We start from the raw sequence: 19,940 nt of genomic DNA, 5'->3' as shown, positions 1-19,940 counted from the left end.
TCGTTTAAGCCCTGCTATGCAGGGCTTTTTTTATACTCTAAACATGCATCAAACAAGGTCATTTTGACTGGCCGGAGTAGCTCGCGGCTGCGGAGGGACCGAGTTTAATTCTCCCCTATCTAGGCTAAATAAATCCTCCCCTAATAAGCGCTGTGAAACCGCTTGAATATGTTCTGGGTCATCTTTCGTTGTTCGCGGCACACAATAAACATACTTTAAATAGGCAAAAAATTTATTACACAACCTTGAACTCATCTGCCAACCTTGCGATACCTTGTTTAAACATTCTCTTAATTCATGCTGATTGTTAGCGTGTTGCACTAAACCATCAATGTTGTAGCAGGCATCGCCCAAAGTGATGACAGGCTTTCCAAGCAAAAGAGACTCCATACCCACAGTTGAGTTAATGGTAATGACCACTTGCGACTTAGACATCAATTCAGGGGTAGCATTTCCATTTGCAAATACAGCGATCGGGTCTTTTTCATACAATGTTACATAATGCTTATGCCATGTAGGGTGTTCTTTAAAAACCACCTTTAATTCGGGATCCCCCAAGGCTTTCACGGCAGATATGACGTGGTCATACAAACTTTCCATGGATTTAATCCAACTTGAATAACAGACGATTTGTGTATCATGCGGCACCTGGAATGGCACAAAAACAAAACGTTTAGGCAATTCAATGGCGTCAAAACGGTTGCGTTTTTTAATGCTGGCTCTAGGAACAAGATCGGGAGCAGAAAACACATACCGATTTTCTGGGTCAAAGTTTCGGTAAAATGCAGGGTCTCGACTCAATGAAGAAGCAAAATTAACGCCCTTTGGGTCCAAACTAACAGTCTTAGGCAACAAACCATTCTCAAAGTAAAATACCTTAATTCCCAAAGTTTTAGCGGCCATGACAACCGTAACATTGGGTAATTTTTTACCATTCCAAACAACTAGATACTCAGGCTTAATTTTGGTAAGCAAAGCTAGGTACTTAGCAAACCTAAATCGCTCTGAAACTAATAAAATCGTCTTATAAATATTGATTACAAAAGTATTCTGCCATACCTTTGTGCCGTAAGCCTGTTTGCGCTCCAATTGTTGTTGCACTACTTGCTTTAAATTAACATTAAATGATTTGTGTAGAAAGGTTAGTGATCGCCAATCAGGCTTTCCCATTTGATAAAATTGACCATTCAAATCTAGGTGTTTTAACAAGGTTTTGTAGTACCTCGCGTGAACATTTCGACGAGAAATAAATAAGTAGCTCATAAAGACTTGCCCAGCCCTCTTAGCAGTTTCTTAAAAAGGCTATTACAGATGCCCAACTCAAATACTAAGCATAATACTCGACAAAACATAAATGAAGAAGCTATTTTCCAATGATTGAGTCATTGAGAAACAGCCCCAAACTCTCATGATTTAAAACAATATTTGCCCAACATCTTCTAAATTCACGGATGTAACCTTGCTAAATCGCCACTTTGGTGATTTATCTTTATCGACCAATAAGGCTCTCACTCCTTCAGCAAAGTCTCCTTTGTGACACAAAGCGGTGATGAGCTTTAACTCAGACTCAAATACCTGATGTAAATTTGACTGTCGATGCGCCTCCAGCTGACGAAGAATGACGTGAGCCGATAACGCACTACCGGAAAGAAAACTTTGCTTGGCTTTATTCAGCCAAGCCGTCTCAGGTTGCCACTGCCTAATTTTTTGATCTATTTCCTCAATAGAGCCAGCCATTAATGATGCTATTTCGACGGCATGTTCTTTCACATGATTATCTACATGATTTAAGGGACTTAGCAGTTGAGACAAAGATGAGATAACCTGCTTAAGGCTTACTAACGAACGCGCCTTATCTCGACCATCCCAATGAACCTTATCAAGACTCTCCAATAGCGCATTTTTTGACTCTTGTGAGACAAGTACGTTGGCCATCTCTAATGTCATTGCATCCAAGCAACTCAAATGACATCCGGTCAATGCGATAAATCGCGCCCAAGTAACGTCTATTTGATTAAGAAAATAACTTGCCCCAACATCAGGGAATAAGCCAATAGCAATTTCAGGCATGGCCAAACGACTCGCCTCAGTCACCACTCGAATATCCGCCGCCATAAATAATCCCATGCCGCCGCCCATCACAATCCCTTGTCCCCAACAAATGACAGGTTTTGGATAAGTATGAAGGCCGAAGTCCAATGCATATTCTTTCTCGAAATAATCCTCTACGATGGCTGGATTAGGTGTCTTAGCCACAACCGATTCATAGACCTCCACCACATTCCCACCAGCACAAAACGCTCGTTCGCCTTCGCCTTCTAACCACACGGCCACAATGGCCTCATCATCTTTCCAAACTTGCAACTGCTGTGACATCAACTCAACCATTTGCAAACTCAACGCATTCAACGAAGTGGGCGTATTAAGTCGAATGATGCCCAATTTATGCGAACCTTTCAGTGCCTTTTCAAAAACACGAATGGGGGCTTCCATGCTTTCATTTGTGAGCTGAATTTCCTGCATCCTATGGCCTCATCATTTTTATTATTAAGATAAGAAACAGCTTAACAATTCATCAAGGTTGCTTCTATGAATACCTAAAAAACCAACGCCCTATCTCAAATAGCCATTATTCAATAATGAATCAATTTAGTAATCCACTGCTTCCCCTAAACCCAGCACCAAGATTTTAATAACATCAGTTCATTTTATGACTCAGCAATGATGGTTTAAAACGAACCAAGCTCATGCCCGCCAATGCTACAAAGGCTAAAATGACCCAGGAACCTACGATGACGCCGCTCCATCCACTGTATTGCCAGAAAGGGTCTAGATAAAATCCCCCCAGACTTGCTCCCAAATAATAGAACACAAGATACAAAGAGGACGCGCTGGCTTTTGCGTGTTTAGCATGACGACTGACAAAACTACTGGCCGTTGAATGGCATAAGAAAAAGCCAAAACTATTAATCAACAAACCGATCAAAATCATCCATATAGAACCGCCCAGAGTCACCAAAGAGCCAATCATAAAAATACCGGTCCCCAGCACCAAAATATTGGCCTGAGCGTAGCGTTTTGCCAGCTTACCTGAAATAGCAGAACCTAGGGTGCCGGATAAGTAGGTCAAAAACAGTAAACCCACAAATTTAGGCGATAAGTGATAAGGCTCAGCTTCCAACACAAAGGTAACGTAACTGTATTGATTGATAAAAATAAAAAAACTAAAACCACCAATCAGGTAACAAGTTAGCAAACGACGATTATGCAAATGACTTTTGATATTTTGCAAAATCAGACCCACACGCAGTGGTTTCGATTCAAAATGCTGAGAGGAAGGTAAAAGAAAGTAAAAAGCCAACAAGCAAACCAGACTGATGACCGCCATCACTGAAAACGTCGCTGAATAACCAAGCCATTCACCAGTAAAGCCTCCTATTAGGCGACCACCAATTCCTCCTAAGGTATTACCACTGATGTACAGTCCGACTGCCATCATTAAAGCATCCGGTGTGTATTCGTCTCCTAAATACGCCACTGCGATGGCCGGTAATCCGGCCAAGAAGAAGCCCTGTAAGGCTCGTAATGCAAGCAGCTGTTCATATTGCTGAACCTGAGACAAACACGCCGTCGTTAAGGTAATCCCCACCATGGTAAAAACCATGATGCCTTTTCGCCCTAAAGCATCCGAAATCGGCCCGTAAAATAATAATGAGATCCCCAAAGTCAACGTCGTAATGGTAAAACTGGCGCTAGCCTGCAAGGGACTAATCGAAAAGGTTTTTGCGATCATTGGCAACAAAGGCTGAGTAACATACACATTGGCAAAAACCATAAAAGAGCCAATCACCAACGCCAGTGTACCTCGCCAAAATAAACGACTCCCCACTTCAATCACACTCACCTCTCCCTAATCTAAGCCCAACAGAAAGGTCACTATACGCTGAGGCAATTTATCAATAAAATATATCTAATTGATCTAAGCCATAAGAGTTACTGATGGAAATAAAACCACTTCGCTATCTTGTCAGCATTGCAGAAACTGCCAGCTTTACCAAAGCCGCTCATCAGTTGGGAGTCGCTCAACCAGCCGTTAGTATGGCCATCAAAAAACTGGAGCAAGAACTAGGCTTAACCCTCATTCATCGAGCAGATCGCAATGTCTGCTTAACCGACGAAGGCAACAAGCTTTATCAACACGCGAAAAGAATTATTCGGGCAACCGATGAAGCCATACTAGAAATGTCAGAATTGAAAGGACTCACTCAAGGCGAAGTCAGAGTTGGCATTCCCAGCATGCTTGGTTCATATTATTTCCCTCCCATTCTGATGGCCTTTCGCAACCGTTATCCCAGCATAGCCCTTAAAGTCATCGAAGGGGGCACTTGGCAATTGCAAAAAATGCTGGAAAAAGGCGAATTGGATCTCAGTGTTATTGTGGCTGAGACCTTGCCAGCCAACCTACAGGCAGAGCATTTATTAGAAGAAGAAATGCAAGTCGTTGTGGCTGAGGATCACCCATTTAGTGAGCTGAACAAGGTCACCCCGGCTGAGTTTTTTAATGAAGAACTGGTGATGTTCAAAGAAGGTTTTTTCCACCGCCGCATTGTTGACAAACTCGCTGAGAAAGCTGGGCTCAAGCCAAACATAGGATTTGAAACCAACTTGATCCCGCTCATCAAGTCCATCACCAGACAAGGCTTTGGTATTTCGACTATGCTGTCCATGGTAATCGAAGACGATGATCAACTGATTACCCGATCATTTGATCCTCCCATTTGGTTAGATTTAAACATTGCTTGGCGAAAAGATGGCTACTTATCCCAAGCCAATCAGGCGTTTCTGGAATTTGTCTGCCAGCAAGGAAAATCTGTCTCATGAACTTACAAACTTCATGATGATTTCGCACATTAAACTACAGACAAAATGGCCTATAATGAAAGCCAATCGTTTTTGTTTGAGAGGTCTATATGATTACCAATGATTTTTGGTTAGAACGCTGGCAAACAGGTCGTATTGGCTTTCACCTAGAAGGCGTTAATCCCAAGTTAATGGATTATTGGCCAGTTCTTACCAAACAAAGCAAGGTACTTGTACCCCTTTGTGGTAAAACCAATGACATGATTTGGTTGGCGGAACAAGGCTATCAAGTGACTGGAGTAGAATTATCCTCTCTTGCCATTATTGAGTTCATTGGTGACAACGATTTAACCTATGAAACGCTTCAACAGGACAGTCTCAAGATCCACACCATTAATGAACTACCGATTAGACTCATCGAAGGAGACTATTTCGATTTTCATGAACATGACTTTGACGCTTGCTATGACCGAGCGGCCATGGTCGCGATGCCTCAGAATTTAAGAGAAAAATACGTTCAACACACCCTACAAAGGCTGTCACAAAAGGCTTTTTTATTGCTCATAACACTACAATATCAAGGCGGTAAAAAAGGCCCACCATTCTCAGTTGCTGAGGAAGAAGTCATTCAACTTTGGGGCTCTGATATCAAAAAGCTGGCATCAGAAAATCTTATGGAAACCAATCCAGACTATCGCGACGGAAGCTACACTTCATTTGAAGAAAGCGTTTGGCACATTGATCAAAATTAAGTCAACTTCCTTATCAGCAAAGGCTGTTTACCTGAGTGGTTTTCTGGGATAATGCCGCACATTATATAAGGCAAAATTATGACAATCTCATAATGCCCAGCGATTCACCTAGCAAGAGCAAACCATGATCAAACGACACAAAACCGCCCAGCATTTATTTTCATATCCAGCTTATTGGGCTGAATGCTACGGCGTATCTCCTTTCCTCCCCACGACTCGAGAAGAAATGGATGCCTTGGGGTGGGATAGCTGTGATGTCATCATTGTCACAGGGGATGCCTATGTTGATCACCCAAGCTTTGGCATGGCGGTGCTGGGTCGCTTATTAGAATCAAAAGGTTATCGAGTTGGTATCATAGACCAACCGAACTGGCGGAACACCGAGGACTTTATGCGTCTTGGCCGCCCTAACCTGTATTTTGGTATTACTGCGGGCAACATGGACTCCATGATTAACCGCTACACAGCAGATCTAAAAGTACGCAACGATGATGCTTATACCCCTTATGGAGAAGGCGGTAAGCGTCCAGATCGTGCGGTCATTGTGTATTCGCAGCGCTGCAAAGAAGCCTTCAATGACGTACCGGTCATGATTGGTGGCATAGAAGCCAGTTTACGTCGAATTGCTCAATATGATTACTGGAGCAATGAGGTACGTCGTTCAGTATTGATCGATTCCACTGCCGACATTTTATTATACGGCAACGCTGAGCGGGCCATGTTAGACGTTACTCATGAGTTGGCCATGGGCAAAACCCTAAACCAGCTCAAAAACATACGCGGTACGACGATTGTTAGGGATACACCACCAGGCGGCTTTACTGAGATTGATTCAACACGAGTTGATTGGCCAGGTCAGGTCGACAAGATCTACAGCCCTTATGAATACATTCCTGAAGGCAAATGCCAAACCGAAGAAGACCAAGATGTGATGCCCATACGAGTCATACCGGCACCACTTCGTCGAGGCGAAAAACTGGACCCTGAAAAAACGTATATCCGCCTACCTTCTTTTGAAAAAGTATCGAAAGATCCAGTTTTGTATGCGCATACATCCCGTATTTTGCACTTAGAGTCCAACCCGCATAACGCGCGGGCCTTAATTCAAAAGCATGGCAAAAAAGAAATTTGGGTAAACCCACCGCCAATCCCATTAGAAACAGATGAAATGGACGGTGTATTTGACTTACCTTATGCTCGAGTACCGCATCCAAAATACCAAAAAGCCAGAATTCCGGCTTACGACATGATCAAAACCTCCATTAACATTATGCGAGGTTGTTTTGGTGGCTGTACTTTTTGCTCCATCACTGAGCATGAAGGTCGCGTCATTCAGTCCCGCTCCCATGAATCCATTCTAAATGAAATCGAAGACATCAAAGCCAAAGTACCAGGCTTCACAGGTCATATCTCCGATCTAGGTGGACCAACATCAAACATGTACACCTTGAACTGTAATGATGATGAGGTTCAGGCTTCGTGCCGTAAACTGTCTTGCGTTTACCCTACTATTTGTTCCAATTTAAACACAGATCATAGTCCTACGACTCAGTTATACCGTAAGACACGTGCTATCGAAGGCATTCATACCGTCTCGATTGCCTCAGGCCTACGCTATGATTTAGCCGTAGAAGACCCTGAATACGTTCGGGAATTGGTAACACATCATGTGGGCGGACTGCTAAAAATTGCTCCTGAGCACTCAGAGGCAGGTACCCTTTCAAAAATGATGAAGCCAGGCATGGGAACTTATGACCGCTTCAAACGAATGTTTGACAAATACTCCAAAGAAGCAGGCAAGAAACAGCATCTGATTCCCTATTTCATTGCCGCTCACCCAGGCAGCTCAGATGAAGACATGATGAATCTAGCGGTTTGGCTGAAAACAAACGACTTTAAACCAGATCAGGTACAAAACTTTTATCCTTCACCAATGTCACTGGCAACGGCCATGTACCACTCTGGTAAGAACCCGTTAAAACAAGTGACCTATAAAAGTGAAGACGTTTATACGCCAAAAGATTATGAACAACGACGCGTTCAAAAAGGTTTTTTACGTTACCATGATTCAAGTAACTGGCAAGGACTTCGCGACACCCTGATCAAAATGGGTCGAGCAGACTTAATCGGTCATGGCGACAACAAACTTGTACCGCCAGCTGAGCAAGACAAACGCGTTCCTCGACGTCCTAAAAATGCCAAACCAGGCCAAAAAACGGGCGCATCGCATACCTCAAATCGCCCAACAATTAGTAAAAATGCCGCCGCTGAAAAAGCCCGCAATAAGGCCAATAAAAATAAGTCGGGGGCAAGACCGCTAACAAGTAATCAGCAGAACAAAAAACGCCCTTCCAGTAGAGCAAAATAAAAAATCCCCTAGGGCTCGCTAAAGCCCTAGGGGATTTTTAACTGGTCTATTCACGTTCTAATGGGCTAACGCTTTTCTTCGTTGACGACGACAAGCTAACGCCAACTCCATAGCAGAGATAAAAATCAAGGTATAACCAAGCGTCTCAATACCTTCCTCTACTATGTTTTTTACCACACGCATGTACGCATCACCCATTACCGCTTCCCAAAATGAGCCACGCCCCATCAAACGAGAAAACCCTAAGATGGTCACAAATCCAGCTAGAAACGTACCGAAACTAGCGTGTTTGGCGTATTCCGTCATAGAAGGGTAAATGGCTCTAATTTTCCCCCAAAGGAACACCAGAACACACCCAAGAATGAACAAAACGACCATTTGCCAAGCTCCGTCAAACACATAATGATCAAGCAGAGAATCGGACTCTCGAACAAACATCATCGCCATCAGCGCGGCTAACAAGGTCGTGGCGATTTTCATCGGCTCGGAGTGGCGAGAAACGTATAAAAACAACATACAACTCAAGAAAGACATCACATCTTGCAAATGCTCTGTCACTGAATGCTCACTGTATTCAGCTGCCGATAACATGTCATAACCTTCCAAAGAAATGAGCTGAGCTACCACTGACACCAAAAGCAGATAAATAAAACCACGTAAAAATAACATTATGTACCCCACAATAGATGCTGAGATACTAATGAAAAAAAAGTGAAAATTCGACGTAACACACTTAAATGACACGGTTATTACTATATTCATCCTTTAATGATTTCATTTATATACAAAAGGGAATAAAACAGTAAATAGTGAACTCTTACCCATAAAAAATCCCCTGCGATGAAACAACGCAGGGGATTTTTAAAACCACATTGAGCCTATTTTTTCTTAGGCGCAAATGGATTATCAGAAGACTTGAACTCAAAAATAATGGGAGTACCCGTTATTTTTAAAACCGAGCGAAACTTATTTTCTAAATAACGTTTATAGCTGCCAGGTAATGAGTTCACCTGATTTCCATGCACAACGATACGCGGAGGGTTCGATCCCCCTTGGTGAGCATAACGTAATTTTATACGACGACTGTTCACCATAGGTGGCTGATGTTCAGATACCGCATCTTCTAATATGCGTGTCAGACGATTGGTAGACCATTTCGCGTAGCAAGACTCATAAGTCGTTTCTATGGTGTCATACAAGTCACCCACAGCCGTACCATGTAAAGCCGAAATATAATGAACTTTTGCGTATGGCACAAAGCCTAATCGACGCTCAACTTCACTTTTAATGTGTTCGCGCTCATCTTTTTGCAGGCCATCCCACTTGTTAATGGCAATGACAACACCACGACCCGCGTCTAAAACATAGCCGATCATATGAAGGTCTTGCTCAACCAAATCTTCGTGTGAATCAATGACTACAATCACCACATTGGCATCTTGGATAGCTTGAAGTGTCTTCACAATAGAGAATTTTTCCACTGCTTCCTTCACGTGCTTACGTCGACGAATACCCGCGGTATCAATCAGGGTATATTCTTTGTCATGACGTAAATAAGGAATGTAAACACTGTCACGTGTTGTGCCCGGCATGTCATAAACGACCACACGGTCTTCACCCAACATACGGTTCACCAAAGTGGATTTACCGACATTTGGACGGCCAACCACACCTATACGAATACCACGAGAGTCCAAGTCAATTTGATTTCGCGCTTCTTCAACTTGCTCAGCAAAAGGCAACATCACGTGATCAATTAACACGTGCACCCCTTTACCATGGGCGGCCGCAATAGGCTGTAACTCACCGAATCCTAATGAATAAAAATCCGCCAAAGCAATGTCTTCATTAATGCCGTCAGTTTTGTTCACAACCAAGGTCACAGGCTTGCTAGAACGACGAAGGTGATTCGCGATCATTTCATCAGCAGGATTCAAACCATGGCGCCCATCCACAAGAAACAACACAGAGTCCGCTTCTTCTATTGCCAACAAAGACTGACGGGCCATTTTTTCATCAATGCCCTGCTCATCACCACTGATACCACCAGTATCAATCACAATAAACTCATGGCCACCGACTTTGCCATCACCGTATTTACGGTCACGGGTTAGGCCAGGATAATCTGCCACCAAGGCATCACGCGAACGCGTTAGCTGATTAAACAAAGTGGATTTGCCAACATTGGGTCTACCTACCAATGCAATTACTGGTATCATTTTTTTACCTTTATAAATAGAAAGTGGCCGCCATCCCAATTTAGCGATGGCAGCCCCTTACAAAATCACAATTGTTCGAACTTAACCTCAATACGTAAGAGAAGTCACATCCGAGTCTGGTGTTAATATGAACAGCTGCTTTTTATGAGCTAGCATGCGACTTCCTGATGCCACATTTTTTTCATTGGCCAACTCTCGAGCCATCACAGCACCCGTTCCCAAATCGATTAAATGCACATAACCTGCGCGATCCATTAATGCCACATAATCACCAAAAAATTCAGGTGAAATTAGGTCTCTATCCAATAAATCTGAATTATTCCATACTTCAGAGCCATTCTTAGCGTTTAATGCAATCACGTTACTTTTCATATCAACAGCAACTAATAATTCGCCTTTCACCGCCACACCAACGGTACTAGCAATATTACGTTGCCAAAGTGGTCGACCTGTTTCTAATGCCAACGCCACAAGCGTGCCGTTATAGGCGACAGCATAAACCACATTGTCTTTCACCACTAAGCGACCATCGACATCACTTAGGCGTTCAATTTCATAACGTCCTTCTGGCTTGCCAGCAGCATACGACCAAAGCTCCTCACCCGACTGAAGGGAGAATGCTTTCACCTGACCATCTGCAAAACCCGCAACGACTTTACCATTCGCAATGACCGGTGAGCTCGTACCGCGCACCGTCAAAGCCGGCAAGTCTTGTTTGGCACGCCACAATGTATTGCCCGAGTCGGCCTCTAAAACATTCAACCAGCCGTCTGCCGTTTGAATGGCGATCTTACCCGCTGCGTAAGCCGCTTCCGATAACACTTCCGAGCTCAAACGCTTTTCCCAAAGAACCGACTGATTGGTTAACGACACCGCCACTAGCTGCGCATCATAAGTGCCAAAATAAATTGAGTCACCCTGCAATGTCACACCTGAACTAGGAGCATAGTCTGTCTCAATTTCATTTATTTCGTCACCATCTGCTTGGTTCAAGGTATAAAGTGTGCCCTGATCCGTAACAAAATAAAGCTTATCATTCTCAGCAACCAGACTGAAACGCTCACTGGTTTCACCAAAGTTACCATCCACACTGGTTCGCCAATTTTTATGAAGATCGACTTCACTCGAAAGACTCGGCAAATCGGGTAAATTAGGGCGAGCATTGGAACACCCTTGAATAATAACGGCAGATAATAACAGCAGAAAAAGAGACTTTTTCATTATTAACCTTTTACTAAGTCCTGAAGTTTAATATCAAGCAGTGGATGATTCACACCAGCTCCGAGCGCTTCACTGGCTTTTTCATAAGCCGTTCGAGCGTCATCACGCATCCCTTGTTGCAAGTAAATATCACCAATCACTTCTTGCTGCTGAGCAAGGTACTCAGGCTCTACGACCAATTGAGCACGACTCATCGCCGCGTCGAAATCGCCTTTTTGCAATAGCAAACGAGCAATTCTCAAATTCGCAATGGCCACAAACGACGCATCTTCAGTTTCTTTTATCGCCAACTCTAACGCACTAATCGCGTCATCATAGTTACCTTGTTCTGCATCAACACGGGCCAAAAACAATTGGCCAAACATGGCATAACCTGTATCACTGTAATCTTCAGACAACTGCTTTGCGATAAAGCTCACTGTCTTCTGATTATTTTCATCGTCCAAATTGGCGGCGGCTTCTACTAGGTTTTGATACAACGCAGAGGCTTCACTTAAATGTGCTTCTTGACTATTTTTCCACGCTTGAAAGCCAAAATAACCGCCTACTGCAACCGCGACTGCCACAACCAAGGCCGTGCCGTTTTTCTTCCACCAAGCCTTAAACGCTTCGATTTGTTCTTCTTCCGTCTTTAATTCAGACACTTTTTACTTCCTCATACAAAGCCTGCCAACAAGCAGGATAAGACTTAATTTAAAAAAGGTTATAGCGACGCTAAATAGCTTGGCAATTCGTCTATTGAGCAGGACGCCTGTTCGCCGGTTCGCATCTGTTTCACCTGACAGATACCTTGATCGACTTCATCTTGCCCGATAATCACCGTCATTGCCGCACCAGAACGATCGGCTTTCTTCATCTGGTTCTTAAAGTTACCGCCGCCACAATGACGCAATACAACCATAGTTGGATTCGCTTCACGTATTTGTTCGGCTAACACACTGGACGCCAACTCAGCCTCTTCGCCTAAGCTGATCATAAAAACGTCTGTTTGATATTTCGCTACTTCAGGAACCAAATCAAGCGTTTCCAGTAACAAAATTAAGCGCTCAACGCCCATTGCAAAACCAACCGCAGGGGTGGCTTTACCACCCAACTGTTCGACCAAACCATCGTATCGGCCACCTGCACAGATCGTTGCTTGGGCACCCAAATGTGTCGTTACCCATTCAAATACCGTTTTGCCATAATAATCTAAGCCTCGAACCAGGCTATTATTAATCACGAAAGGGACGTTATTGGCCGTTAAAATCGCCTGTAAACGATCAAAGTGAGCACGAGATTCTTCACCGATAAAGTCATCCAAACTAGGGGCTTTTTTCAGTATTTCTTGTGTCTTGGCATCTTTTGAATCCAATATACGCAACGGATTCGTCGTCAAGCGGCGTTGACTGTCTTCATCCAACTGATCTTTATATTCAGTCAGATACGTCACCAAATTCGTTTTAAACGCTTCGCGCTCAGCAGCCAAACCGATGGTATTAAGCTGCAGTTCAACATGCTCGATCAACCCTAATTGTTGCCAGAGCTTTGCAGATAAGACGATCAATTCCGCATCAATGTCAGCACTGGCCATTCCAAACGATTCAACACCGATTTGATGAAACTGACGATAACGCCCTTTTTGTGGACGTTCATAACGGAACATGGGGCCGGTATACCAAAGACGTTGTACTTGATTAAACAACAACCCAGCTTGATCTGCTGCACGCACACAACTAGCCGTACCTTCAGGTCGCAAAGTAAGAGACTCACCATTACGATCGTCAAAGGTATACATTTCTTTTTCAACAATATCGGTCGTTTCACCAACACCACGTTTAAATAATTCCGTGTTTTCAACAATAGGGAAACGAATTTGTTGATAGCCGTAGGATTTAACCACATCAGCCACAGTCTTCTCTAAGTAGAGCCAGACGGACGATTGATCTGGAAGGATGTCGTTCATCCCTCTGATCGCTTGAATTTTACGAGCCACAATGGATCCTTAATTTTTTACAATGATATTAGCCATTTCCTGTTCTTTTAGAACGGCTTTCTCACGAATCTTCTTCTCTAAATCATCCACTAGGGAAACATTTTTGGTTTTACTGTCAGGTTTACCATCTTGGTAAATCAAATTATTTGGCGTACCGCCCGTCAAACCTATGTCAGCTTCTTTTGCCTCACCTGGACCATTTACAATGCAACCTATTACGGCAACATCCATTGGAATGGTGACGTCTTCCAAACGCTCTTCCAGTTCATTCATGGTTTTAATCACATCAAAATTCTGACGTGAACAGCTTGGGCAGGCAATAAAGTTAATGCCGCGACTGCGCAATTTTAAGCTACGCAGCATATCCCAACCGACCTTAATCTCTTGAACTGGGTCTGCCGCCAACGACACACGCAGGGTATCGCCAATACCATCCATCAATAACAAACCTAAGCCGATAGACGATTTCACTGTACCTGAGCGTAAGCCACCCGCCTCTGTAATCCCTAAATGCAATGGATTATCAATTTGGGACGCTATTTTACGGTAAGCCTCTACCGTCATGAAAATATCTGATGCTTTTAAGCTCAATTTGTATTCGTGAAAGTCCAATTCATCAAAATATTGAATTTGACGAAAGGCTGACTCAACCAACGCATCGGGGGTCGGTTCACCGTATTTTTTCTGCAAGTCTTTTTCAAGAGAGCCCGCGTTAACGCCAATACGAATCGGAATATTTTTATCACGGGCACAATCAACGACCGCGCGCACTCTGTCTTTATTACCAATGTTGCCTGGATTGATACGCAAACAATCCACACCATATTCAGCGACTTTCAAAGCGATTTTATAATCAAAATGGATGTCAGCGACCAATGGAATAGAGACTTCTTCACGAATTCGTTTAAACGCTTCGGCCGCCTCCATAGAAGGAATGGATACTCGAACAATATCAGCGCCAGCATCGGCAATCGCTCTTATCTGAGCAACCGTAGCATCAACATCACAGGTTTCTGTATTCGTCATACTCTGAACACTGATTGGCGCACCACCGCCAACCGGCACATCACCCACCATAATTTGGCGTGACTGACGGCGTTTAATAGGTGATTCAAAATGCATAAATGTCTCTACTTGAGCTCAAAACGAGCCAAATCTTTACGAACATAAGATGAAAAATCAAACTCTTGGCCTTTGTATTTCAAAGAGGAAACCCCTCTTGAATAACCAAACACTACTCGATATGGAGCCTCTCCCGATAGATTCAACTCACTACCAGCCGCTTTTACACCAGAGAATAGAATTTTGCCTGTATTATCACGAATCTCGGTCCAACAGTCTTCACTAAAAGCAATCTGCACATCATCCAGATAAAAAGGTGGTGCTGGTGTTTCGTCAATGTCTTTTACTGGCTCTTGGCTCGCCTTCACCACATCTTCTGGACTAACACCCGCCTCTTCTAATAAAGCGACGGTTTCTGGAGACAAGCCTGTTACCACTTGATCATCAGACAGACCTTGAGAATCTGCTGCAGGCGCTGGAGGCGTTTCAACAATAGTGGCTGCTGGAGCAGGCTGTTCGTTAGCCTCTTCAACAGGTTCAGCAGGCTCTGCTGCCACCACGTCAGGCACAGAGTCCGCTGACTCAGATTGAATGGCTTCCGAGCGCTCTACTTGAGTGGCTACCGCATCACTTGTTGCCGCATCATCTGAACTTTGAGAGGGCCACCAAAATACAAAAAACACCAAGACTGCGACAATGACCACAGACACAAAAATAACGATTGGATCACCCAGATGAGACTGTTTGTGAACAACCGTATCAACCGGTTCAATACTCGGTTTGGAAACTTGCTGCTGCTCATCAAACGCACTTAGAACGTTTGTTGCATCTAGCTCCAACAAACGACTGTAACTTTTGAGGAAACCTCGTGTGAAGGTAATCGAACGGAAGAAACTGAAATTATTCTCTTCCATCGCTTTAACTTGATCTTGTGTAAGTTTTAACTCAGCCGCGACATCCTTCTCTTCATATCCTAACGCCAGACGCTTTTCTCTTAGGGTTTGGCCAATATTCATGGTGAATGCTTGCTGGGCCAGTTCTTCCTCGACGGGCGCTTGTTGTTCATTAAGTGCCGCTTCAACACTGGATTCTACATTTTCCGTTGCCGTGACGTTTTCCGTGGATGCGATTTGTGGCTCTTGTTCTGATGTATTGTCTGTTTGGCCAATGTCTGTTTCGAAAGCGTCTACTGTTTTTTCTTGTTCAAAAGGAGTGTCAATTTGTTTATCAGTTGTCATGTCAATACCTTGAGCCATTGAGGCATGTAAAATCACTCGCATACGAGTACTTTGCCGCGTCATCCTCGTGTCGATGTATATACTTGGACAAACATTTGAACTCATCAAAATGCGCCCATCCTAGAGCAACATTTTCAAAAGTTTGGATATTATTAAAAATTATGCGAGCTTTGTCATTATTACCCTGTATTAAAACAAGATTGAGCTCAGTCAGCAAACCTATAACAGGCAATTCTGCTATTTCTTTTGCTTGATCTAAGTGCTTTTCAGCCTTTTTTACATCTTCCTGACGTAAAGCACATCGAGAAAGATTTATTTGTACAGATTGGCGCTTTGGAAAAGAAAAATCATTTGCCTGCTGAAAAATAGAGCATGCTTTCACCCACTCTTTTTTCGTTCCCAATATCACACCATAATTATTAAGCAAAAAGCCGTCATTGGGATAATATGACAAGCCCATCTTTGACACTTTTAACGCGCTTTCTATGTCTTCAACACTCAACCAATACAAGCTTAATAGGCGCCAATATTCACGCCCATGGGCACCAGTTGAAACATTCTCTAACTGCTCTTTCGCAAGAGACCACTGACCTAACAGTAAATGCGCTTGCGCTAAAGACAAACGTTTTGAATCCGTTAAAGGCACCACAGGAAAAGAAGAGGTATGATGGGAGCAAGCACTTAGCCACAACCAACTAAGCACCCAGAGCAATTTACACTTAAGCATACAGACATCCTTGTCTTATTCTCAACTAACCAGTAGAGGCAAATCCGTTACGCCCTCTATTGTTTTCATCTATATTATTACTGACTCACTTCTCTAAGCTCAATGTACTTCTGGCTACGACGAGTCTTATCGTGAAAGTCACCCACCAATTGACCACAGGCCGCATCAATATCATCACCACGAGTGGTTCGTACTGTCACCGTATAACCCGCATCCGCTAAAATCTTCTGGAAGCGACGTGTGCGGTTGTTTGACGGCTTTTCATAACCTGAGTGCGGGAATGGATTAAATGGAATCAGATTAATCTTACACTCTAAATCCTTCAGCAGTGCCGCCAATTCATGAGCCTGCTCTTCATTGTCATTCACACCAGACATCAAAGTATATTCGATGGTGATGTGACGCTTATCTGGCAAGTTAGCTAAATAGTGCTGACAAGCTTCCAATAATTCGGCAATGGGGTATTTACGATTGATTGGCACCAACTCATCACGCAATGGATTAGTTGGCGCATGCAAAGAAATCGCCAACGACACATCAGTACGCTTAATCAATTCATAGATTTTAGGCACCACACCCGAAGTACTCAGCGTCACTCGACGCTTTGACAAGCCATAAGCATTGTCATGCATCATTAGAATCATCGCATCGACCACAGGCTCGAAGTTCATCAACGGCTCACCCATACCCATCATCACCACATTGGTAACACGGCGAGGACCATTCGGATCCATCGGACCAAAAGATTTGATCGCGATCCAAACTTGCCCAATGATTTCCGCCGGCGTTAAGTTACGATTAAACCCCTGCTTACCAGTAGAACAAAAACTGCAATCCAATGAACAACCAACCTGTGACGAAACACACAGAGTGGCTCGATCGCCATCTGGAATCAGAACCGTTTCGACACAATCATTTTTGCCACCTTCCGTGCGAATAATCCACTTACGGGTACCATCTTTGGAAATATTTTGCGACACCACCTCTGGCGCACGAATTTCACAAATTGCCTCCAACTTTGCTCGTAACGCTTTACTGACATCCGTCATTTCATCGAAACTTTCCGCCCCTTTTTGATGAATCCATTTCATCACTTGTGTGGCACGAAATTTTTTCTCACCGATGGATTCAAAGAATTCAATCAGTTTGGTTGGTGATAAACCCAGCAGGTTTACTTTTTTGATGTCAGTCATAATTCCAGATCGCTTGCTATTTATAGCATTAAGTGTAAACGAAAAAAGCCTCTGAAAAGATTTTTCTTTTCAGAAGCCTCTGTAAAAAAGCGGGCCAAGGCCCGCCTTTTCAAATGCATTGAGCGAATCGCTCAGGCAGTCAATTACTTACCGAAGAAGTAAGCAATTTCACGAGCAGCTGATTCTACAGAATCAGAACCGTGTACAGCATTCGCATCGATAGAAGTTGCGTAGTCTGCACGCAATGTTCCAGCCGCTGCTTCTTTCGGGTTAGTTGCACCCATTAGTTCACGGTGACGTAGAACCGCACCTTCACCTTCAAGAACAGAAACCACAACAGGGCCAGAGGTCATGAAAGCAACCAAATCTTTGTAGAAAGGACGCTCTTTGTGCTCAGCGTAGAAACCGCCAGCCAATTCGTCGTCAAGTTGAATCATTTTCGCTTCAACAATTTTAAAACCAGCACGCTCAAAACGAGTGTAGATTTCACCGATTACATTTTTAGCAACCGCATCAGGCTTGATGATAGATAGAGTGCGTTCTAACGCCATGGTATAACTCCAAATTAATTTTTTATGGGTGATGACTAATTTGATAAAAGCCATGACCCAGGACTTAAAAGTTTCAGCGCGTGGATTATACGCATCAATTTATGAAAATTGTATGCTCAAACCAAGATATTTTTCGATTTATGGATTTTTTCCGTTTATTAAGCCACTCTAAGCGCCGTTACAGCATTTTTAATCGTTTGAACGGCAAAATCCACCTCTTCTTCCGTGGAAAAACGCCCAACGGATAGACGCAACGAACTGTGCGCCAAATCTTCAGCCAAACCAATGGCACGCAACACATACGAAGGCTCTAAACTGGCTGATGTACAAGCAGACCCAGATGACACCGCAATGTCACTCAAGGACATGAGCAAGACTTCACCGTCTACATCAGCAAAACCCACATTGATCACACCAGCGACTCGCTGCTCAGCATCACCATTTAAATGAACACCTTCCATAGTAGACAAGCCATTCCATAATCGCTCACGCAAGACTTGAATACGCGCACAATCACTTTCCATATCTTGCGCAGCAATACGAAACGCCTCACCCATACCAACAATTTGATGCGTCGCTAAGGTACCAGAGCGCATACCACGCTCATGACCACCACCATGAATTTGTGCTTCCAACTTCACCTTTGGTGAACGTCGGACAAACAAAGCCCCGATGCCTTTTGGCCCATAGGTTTTATGTGCCGTTAATGACATCAAATCCACATTCATAGCATTCACATCAATGGCAATTTTACCTGTGGTTTGCGCGGCATCCACATGAAAAAACACGCCCTTTTCACGAGCCAAGTTTCCTATTGCCGCAATGTCGGTTAAAACCCCTAATTCATTATTACCATGCATTAGAGAGATCAGTATCGTATCTTCTTTGATGGCCGCTGCGACTTGCTCTGGGGAAATGACGCCATGCACGTCTGGCTGCAAATAGGTCACCTCAAAGCCTTCTTTTTCAAGCTGCTGACAAGGATCCAAAACAGCCTTATGCTCAATCATCGAGGTAATAATGTGACGGCCTTTTTGACGGTAAGCATGCGCCACACCCTTCAATGCCAAGTTATTCGCTTCTGTCGCCCCCGAGGTCCAGACAATTTCACGCGCATCAGCATTAATCAGGCTCGCAACCTGTAACCTAGCCTCTTCCACCGCCTCTTCCGCTTTCCAACCAAATAAATGTGAGCGGGAAGCAGGATTACCAAAATTACCATCCTGCGTCAGACAAGCCATCATTTTCTCAGCGACCCTTGGGTCCACTGGTGTCGTTGCTGAATTGTCTAAATATACCGGTATATTCATTTACTCTTCTCCACCACCGACTCAAGCGGCCGCTTGAGCAATCGACTGGATACGCGTCACAATGGAACGCAAGCCATTACCACGGGTTGGGCTTAAGTGACGCTCCAAATCCAACTCTGAGAAATATTGCGCAATATCAAAGTCCAAAATTTCTTGCGGTGTTTTTCGATCAAATGCCGCTAACACTACCCCCAACAAACCACGCACGATAATGGCATCACTATCCACAGCAAAGGTAAGCACTTCGCCTTTTTCAGCATCTTTGTCATTATCAGGCTGAATCCAAACACTACTCTGGCACCCTTTCACCAATCGCTCGGACGTTCGCCATTGCGCATCAAATTCAGGTAAAGATTTCCCAAGATCAATGATGTATTTGTACTTATCTTCCCAATCATCAAAAAAAGAAAGGTCATCAACAATCTCGTCTGTGCTAGGTAAAGACATATATCCTCTCTGTTCAT

The 19,940-nt window shown here is 43.7% G+C and carries 18 protein-coding genes; 3 read left to right on the top strand and 15 right to left on the bottom strand.

Annotated features, from left to right (window positions below):
- Window positions 1–48: 48 nt before the first annotated feature.
- The 3 genes from OA79_RS08070 to OA79_RS08060 all read right to left on the bottom strand — a co-directional run bounded on the left by OA79_RS08070 (window position 49) and on the right by OA79_RS08060 (window position 3,898).
- Complete coding sequence (locus OA79_RS08070) at window positions 49–1,209, bottom strand: capsular polysaccharide export protein, LipB/KpsS family (protein ID WP_197465374.1); 1,161 nt, start codon at window positions 1,207–1,209, stop codon at window positions 49–51.
- 204 nt (window positions 1,210–1,413) lie between these two features.
- Window positions 1,414–2,523 (bottom strand): enoyl-CoA hydratase/isomerase family protein, encoded by a 1,110-nt coding sequence (locus tag OA79_RS08065; RefSeq protein WP_082825420.1) that lies wholly within the window; start codon window positions 2,521–2,523, stop codon window positions 1,414–1,416.
- Window positions 2,524–2,698: 175 nt separating this feature from the next.
- Window positions 2,699–3,898: an MFS transporter gene (locus OA79_RS08060; RefSeq protein WP_063332712.1), complete on the bottom strand. Its 1,200-nt coding sequence runs from the start codon at window positions 3,896–3,898 to the stop codon at window positions 2,699–2,701.
- Between the two features lie 101 nt (window positions 3,899–3,999).
- Here OA79_RS08060 and OA79_RS08055 point away from each other — a divergent pair, with 101 nt between their 5' ends.
- From OA79_RS08055 to OA79_RS08045, 3 genes are all read left to right on the top strand, one after another.
- Complete coding sequence (locus OA79_RS08055) at window positions 4,000–4,881, top strand: LysR family transcriptional regulator (protein ID WP_063332711.1); 882 nt, start codon at window positions 4,000–4,002, stop codon at window positions 4,879–4,881.
- An 89-nt stretch (window positions 4,882–4,970) separates the two neighbouring features.
- Complete coding sequence (locus tag OA79_RS08050; RefSeq protein ID WP_063332710.1) at window positions 4,971–5,612, top strand: thiopurine S-methyltransferase; 642 nt, start codon at window positions 4,971–4,973, stop codon at window positions 5,610–5,612.
- A gap of 124 nt (window positions 5,613–5,736) precedes the next feature.
- Complete coding sequence (locus OA79_RS08045) at window positions 5,737–7,980, top strand: YgiQ family radical SAM protein (protein ID WP_063332709.1); 2,244 nt, start codon at window positions 5,737–5,739, stop codon at window positions 7,978–7,980.
- Window positions 7,981–8,037: 57 nt separating this feature from the next.
- On the opposite strand, the gene OA79_RS08040 is transcribed toward OA79_RS08045, so the two are convergent.
- The 12 genes from OA79_RS08040 to OA79_RS07985 form a co-directional block, all read right to left on the bottom strand.
- Window positions 8,038–8,649 (bottom strand): hypothetical protein, encoded by a 612-nt coding sequence (locus tag OA79_RS08040; RefSeq protein WP_063332708.1) that lies wholly within the window; start codon window positions 8,647–8,649, stop codon window positions 8,038–8,040.
- Between the two features lie 209 nt (window positions 8,650–8,858).
- Window positions 8,859–10,199: a ribosome biogenesis GTPase Der gene (gene der, locus OA79_RS08035; RefSeq protein ID WP_063332707.1), complete on the bottom strand. Its 1,341-nt coding sequence runs from the start codon at window positions 10,197–10,199 to the stop codon at window positions 8,859–8,861.
- 87 nt (window positions 10,200–10,286) lie between these two features.
- On the bottom strand, window positions 10,287–11,420 hold the full coding sequence (gene bamB / locus OA79_RS08030) for an outer membrane protein assembly factor BamB (RefSeq protein ID WP_063332706.1): 1,134 nt from the start codon (window positions 11,418–11,420) through the stop codon (window positions 10,287–10,289).
- A gap of 2 nt (window positions 11,421–11,422) precedes the next feature.
- Entirely contained in the window at window positions 11,423–12,064 is a 642-nt protein-coding gene (locus tag OA79_RS08025) for a YfgM family protein (protein WP_063332705.1), read from the bottom strand.
- 59 nt (window positions 12,065–12,123) lie between these two features.
- A complete protein-coding gene (gene hisS, locus OA79_RS08020; RefSeq protein WP_082825419.1) occupies window positions 12,124–13,395 on the bottom strand; it encodes a histidine--tRNA ligase in 1,272 nt (423 codons plus the stop codon).
- Between the two features lie 9 nt (window positions 13,396–13,404).
- Window positions 13,405–14,517: a flavodoxin-dependent (E)-4-hydroxy-3-methylbut-2-enyl-diphosphate synthase gene (ispG, locus tag OA79_RS08015; protein WP_063332704.1), complete on the bottom strand. Its 1,113-nt coding sequence runs from the start codon at window positions 14,515–14,517 to the stop codon at window positions 13,405–13,407.
- Between the two features lie 8 nt (window positions 14,518–14,525).
- The gene (locus OA79_RS08010; RefSeq protein WP_231908832.1) at window positions 14,526–15,695 is read right to left on the bottom strand and encodes a RodZ domain-containing protein; all 1,170 of its coding nucleotides are present in this window, start codon (window positions 15,693–15,695) and stop codon (window positions 14,526–14,528) included.
- A 1-nt stretch (window position 15,696) separates the two neighbouring features.
- Entirely contained in the window at window positions 15,697–16,317 is a 621-nt protein-coding gene (locus OA79_RS08005) for a hypothetical protein (RefSeq protein ID WP_231908831.1), read from the bottom strand.
- A gap of 182 nt (window positions 16,318–16,499) precedes the next feature.
- The gene (gene rlmN, locus OA79_RS08000; RefSeq protein ID WP_063332701.1) at window positions 16,500–17,615 is read right to left on the bottom strand and encodes a 23S rRNA (adenine(2503)-C(2))-methyltransferase RlmN; all 1,116 of its coding nucleotides are present in this window, start codon (window positions 17,613–17,615) and stop codon (window positions 16,500–16,502) included.
- Window positions 17,616–17,758: 143 nt separating this feature from the next.
- The gene (ndk, locus tag OA79_RS07995; protein WP_013796955.1) at window positions 17,759–18,166 is read right to left on the bottom strand and encodes a nucleoside-diphosphate kinase; all 408 of its coding nucleotides are present in this window, start codon (window positions 18,164–18,166) and stop codon (window positions 17,759–17,761) included.
- A gap of 158 nt (window positions 18,167–18,324) precedes the next feature.
- A complete protein-coding gene (locus OA79_RS07990) occupies window positions 18,325–19,476 on the bottom strand; it encodes an IscS subfamily cysteine desulfurase (protein ID WP_063332700.1) in 1,152 nt (383 codons plus the stop codon).
- 21 nt (window positions 19,477–19,497) lie between these two features.
- On the bottom strand, window positions 19,498–19,923 hold the full coding sequence (locus OA79_RS07985; protein WP_063332699.1) for a SufE family protein: 426 nt from the start codon (window positions 19,921–19,923) through the stop codon (window positions 19,498–19,500).
- Window positions 19,924–19,940: the final 17 nt, after the last annotated feature.

It is taken from the genome of Marinomonas sp. TW1, assembly GCF_001625355.1.
Classification (GTDB): Bacteria; Pseudomonadota; Gammaproteobacteria; order Pseudomonadales; family Marinomonadaceae; genus Marinomonas.
The sequence above is the reverse complement of the archived record's forward strand: the minus strand, read 5'-3'. Positions and strand labels throughout refer to the sequence as shown.

What these genes read in the sequence shown, in the direction of transcription:
- ndk (WP_013796955.1), bottom strand. Translation starts at nt 18,166, where the DNA reads ATGGCGTTAGAACGCACTCTATCTATCATCAAGCCTGATGCGGTTGCT.
- bamB (WP_063332706.1), bottom strand. Translation starts at nt 11,420, where the DNA reads ATGAAAAAGTCTCTTTTTCTGCTGTTATTATCTGCCGTTATTATTCAA.
- ispG (WP_063332704.1), bottom strand. Translation starts at nt 14,517, where the DNA reads ATGCATTTTGAATCACCTATTAAACGCCGTCAGTCACGCCAAATTATG.
- OA79_RS07990 (WP_063332700.1), bottom strand. Translation starts at nt 19,476, where the DNA reads ATGAATATACCGGTATATTTAGACAATTCAGCAACGACACCAGTGGAC.
- rlmN (WP_063332701.1), bottom strand. Translation starts at nt 17,615, where the DNA reads ATGACTGACATCAAAAAAGTAAACCTGCTGGGTTTATCACCAACCAAA.
- OA79_RS08010 (WP_231908832.1), bottom strand. Translation starts at nt 15,695, where the DNA reads ATGACAACTGATAAACAAATTGACACTCCTTTTGAACAAGAAAAAACA.
- OA79_RS08040 (WP_063332708.1), bottom strand. Translation starts at nt 8,649, where the DNA reads ATGTTATTTTTACGTGGTTTTATTTATCTGCTTTTGGTGTCAGTGGTA.
- OA79_RS07985 (WP_063332699.1), bottom strand. Translation starts at nt 19,923, where the DNA reads ATGTCTTTACCTAGCACAGACGAGATTGTTGATGACCTTTCTTTTTTT.
- OA79_RS08045 (WP_063332709.1), top strand. Translation starts at nt 5,737, where the DNA reads ATGATCAAACGACACAAAACCGCCCAGCATTTATTTTCATATCCAGCT.
- der (WP_063332707.1), bottom strand. Translation starts at nt 10,199, where the DNA reads ATGATACCAGTAATTGCATTGGTAGGTAGACCCAATGTTGGCAAATCC.
- OA79_RS08055 (WP_063332711.1), top strand. Translation starts at nt 4,000, where the DNA reads ATGGAAATAAAACCACTTCGCTATCTTGTCAGCATTGCAGAAACTGCC.
- OA79_RS08050 (WP_063332710.1), top strand. Translation starts at nt 4,971, where the DNA reads ATGATTACCAATGATTTTTGGTTAGAACGCTGGCAAACAGGTCGTATT.
- OA79_RS08065 (WP_082825420.1), bottom strand. Translation starts at nt 2,523, where the DNA reads ATGCAGGAAATTCAGCTCACAAATGAAAGCATGGAAGCCCCCATTCGT.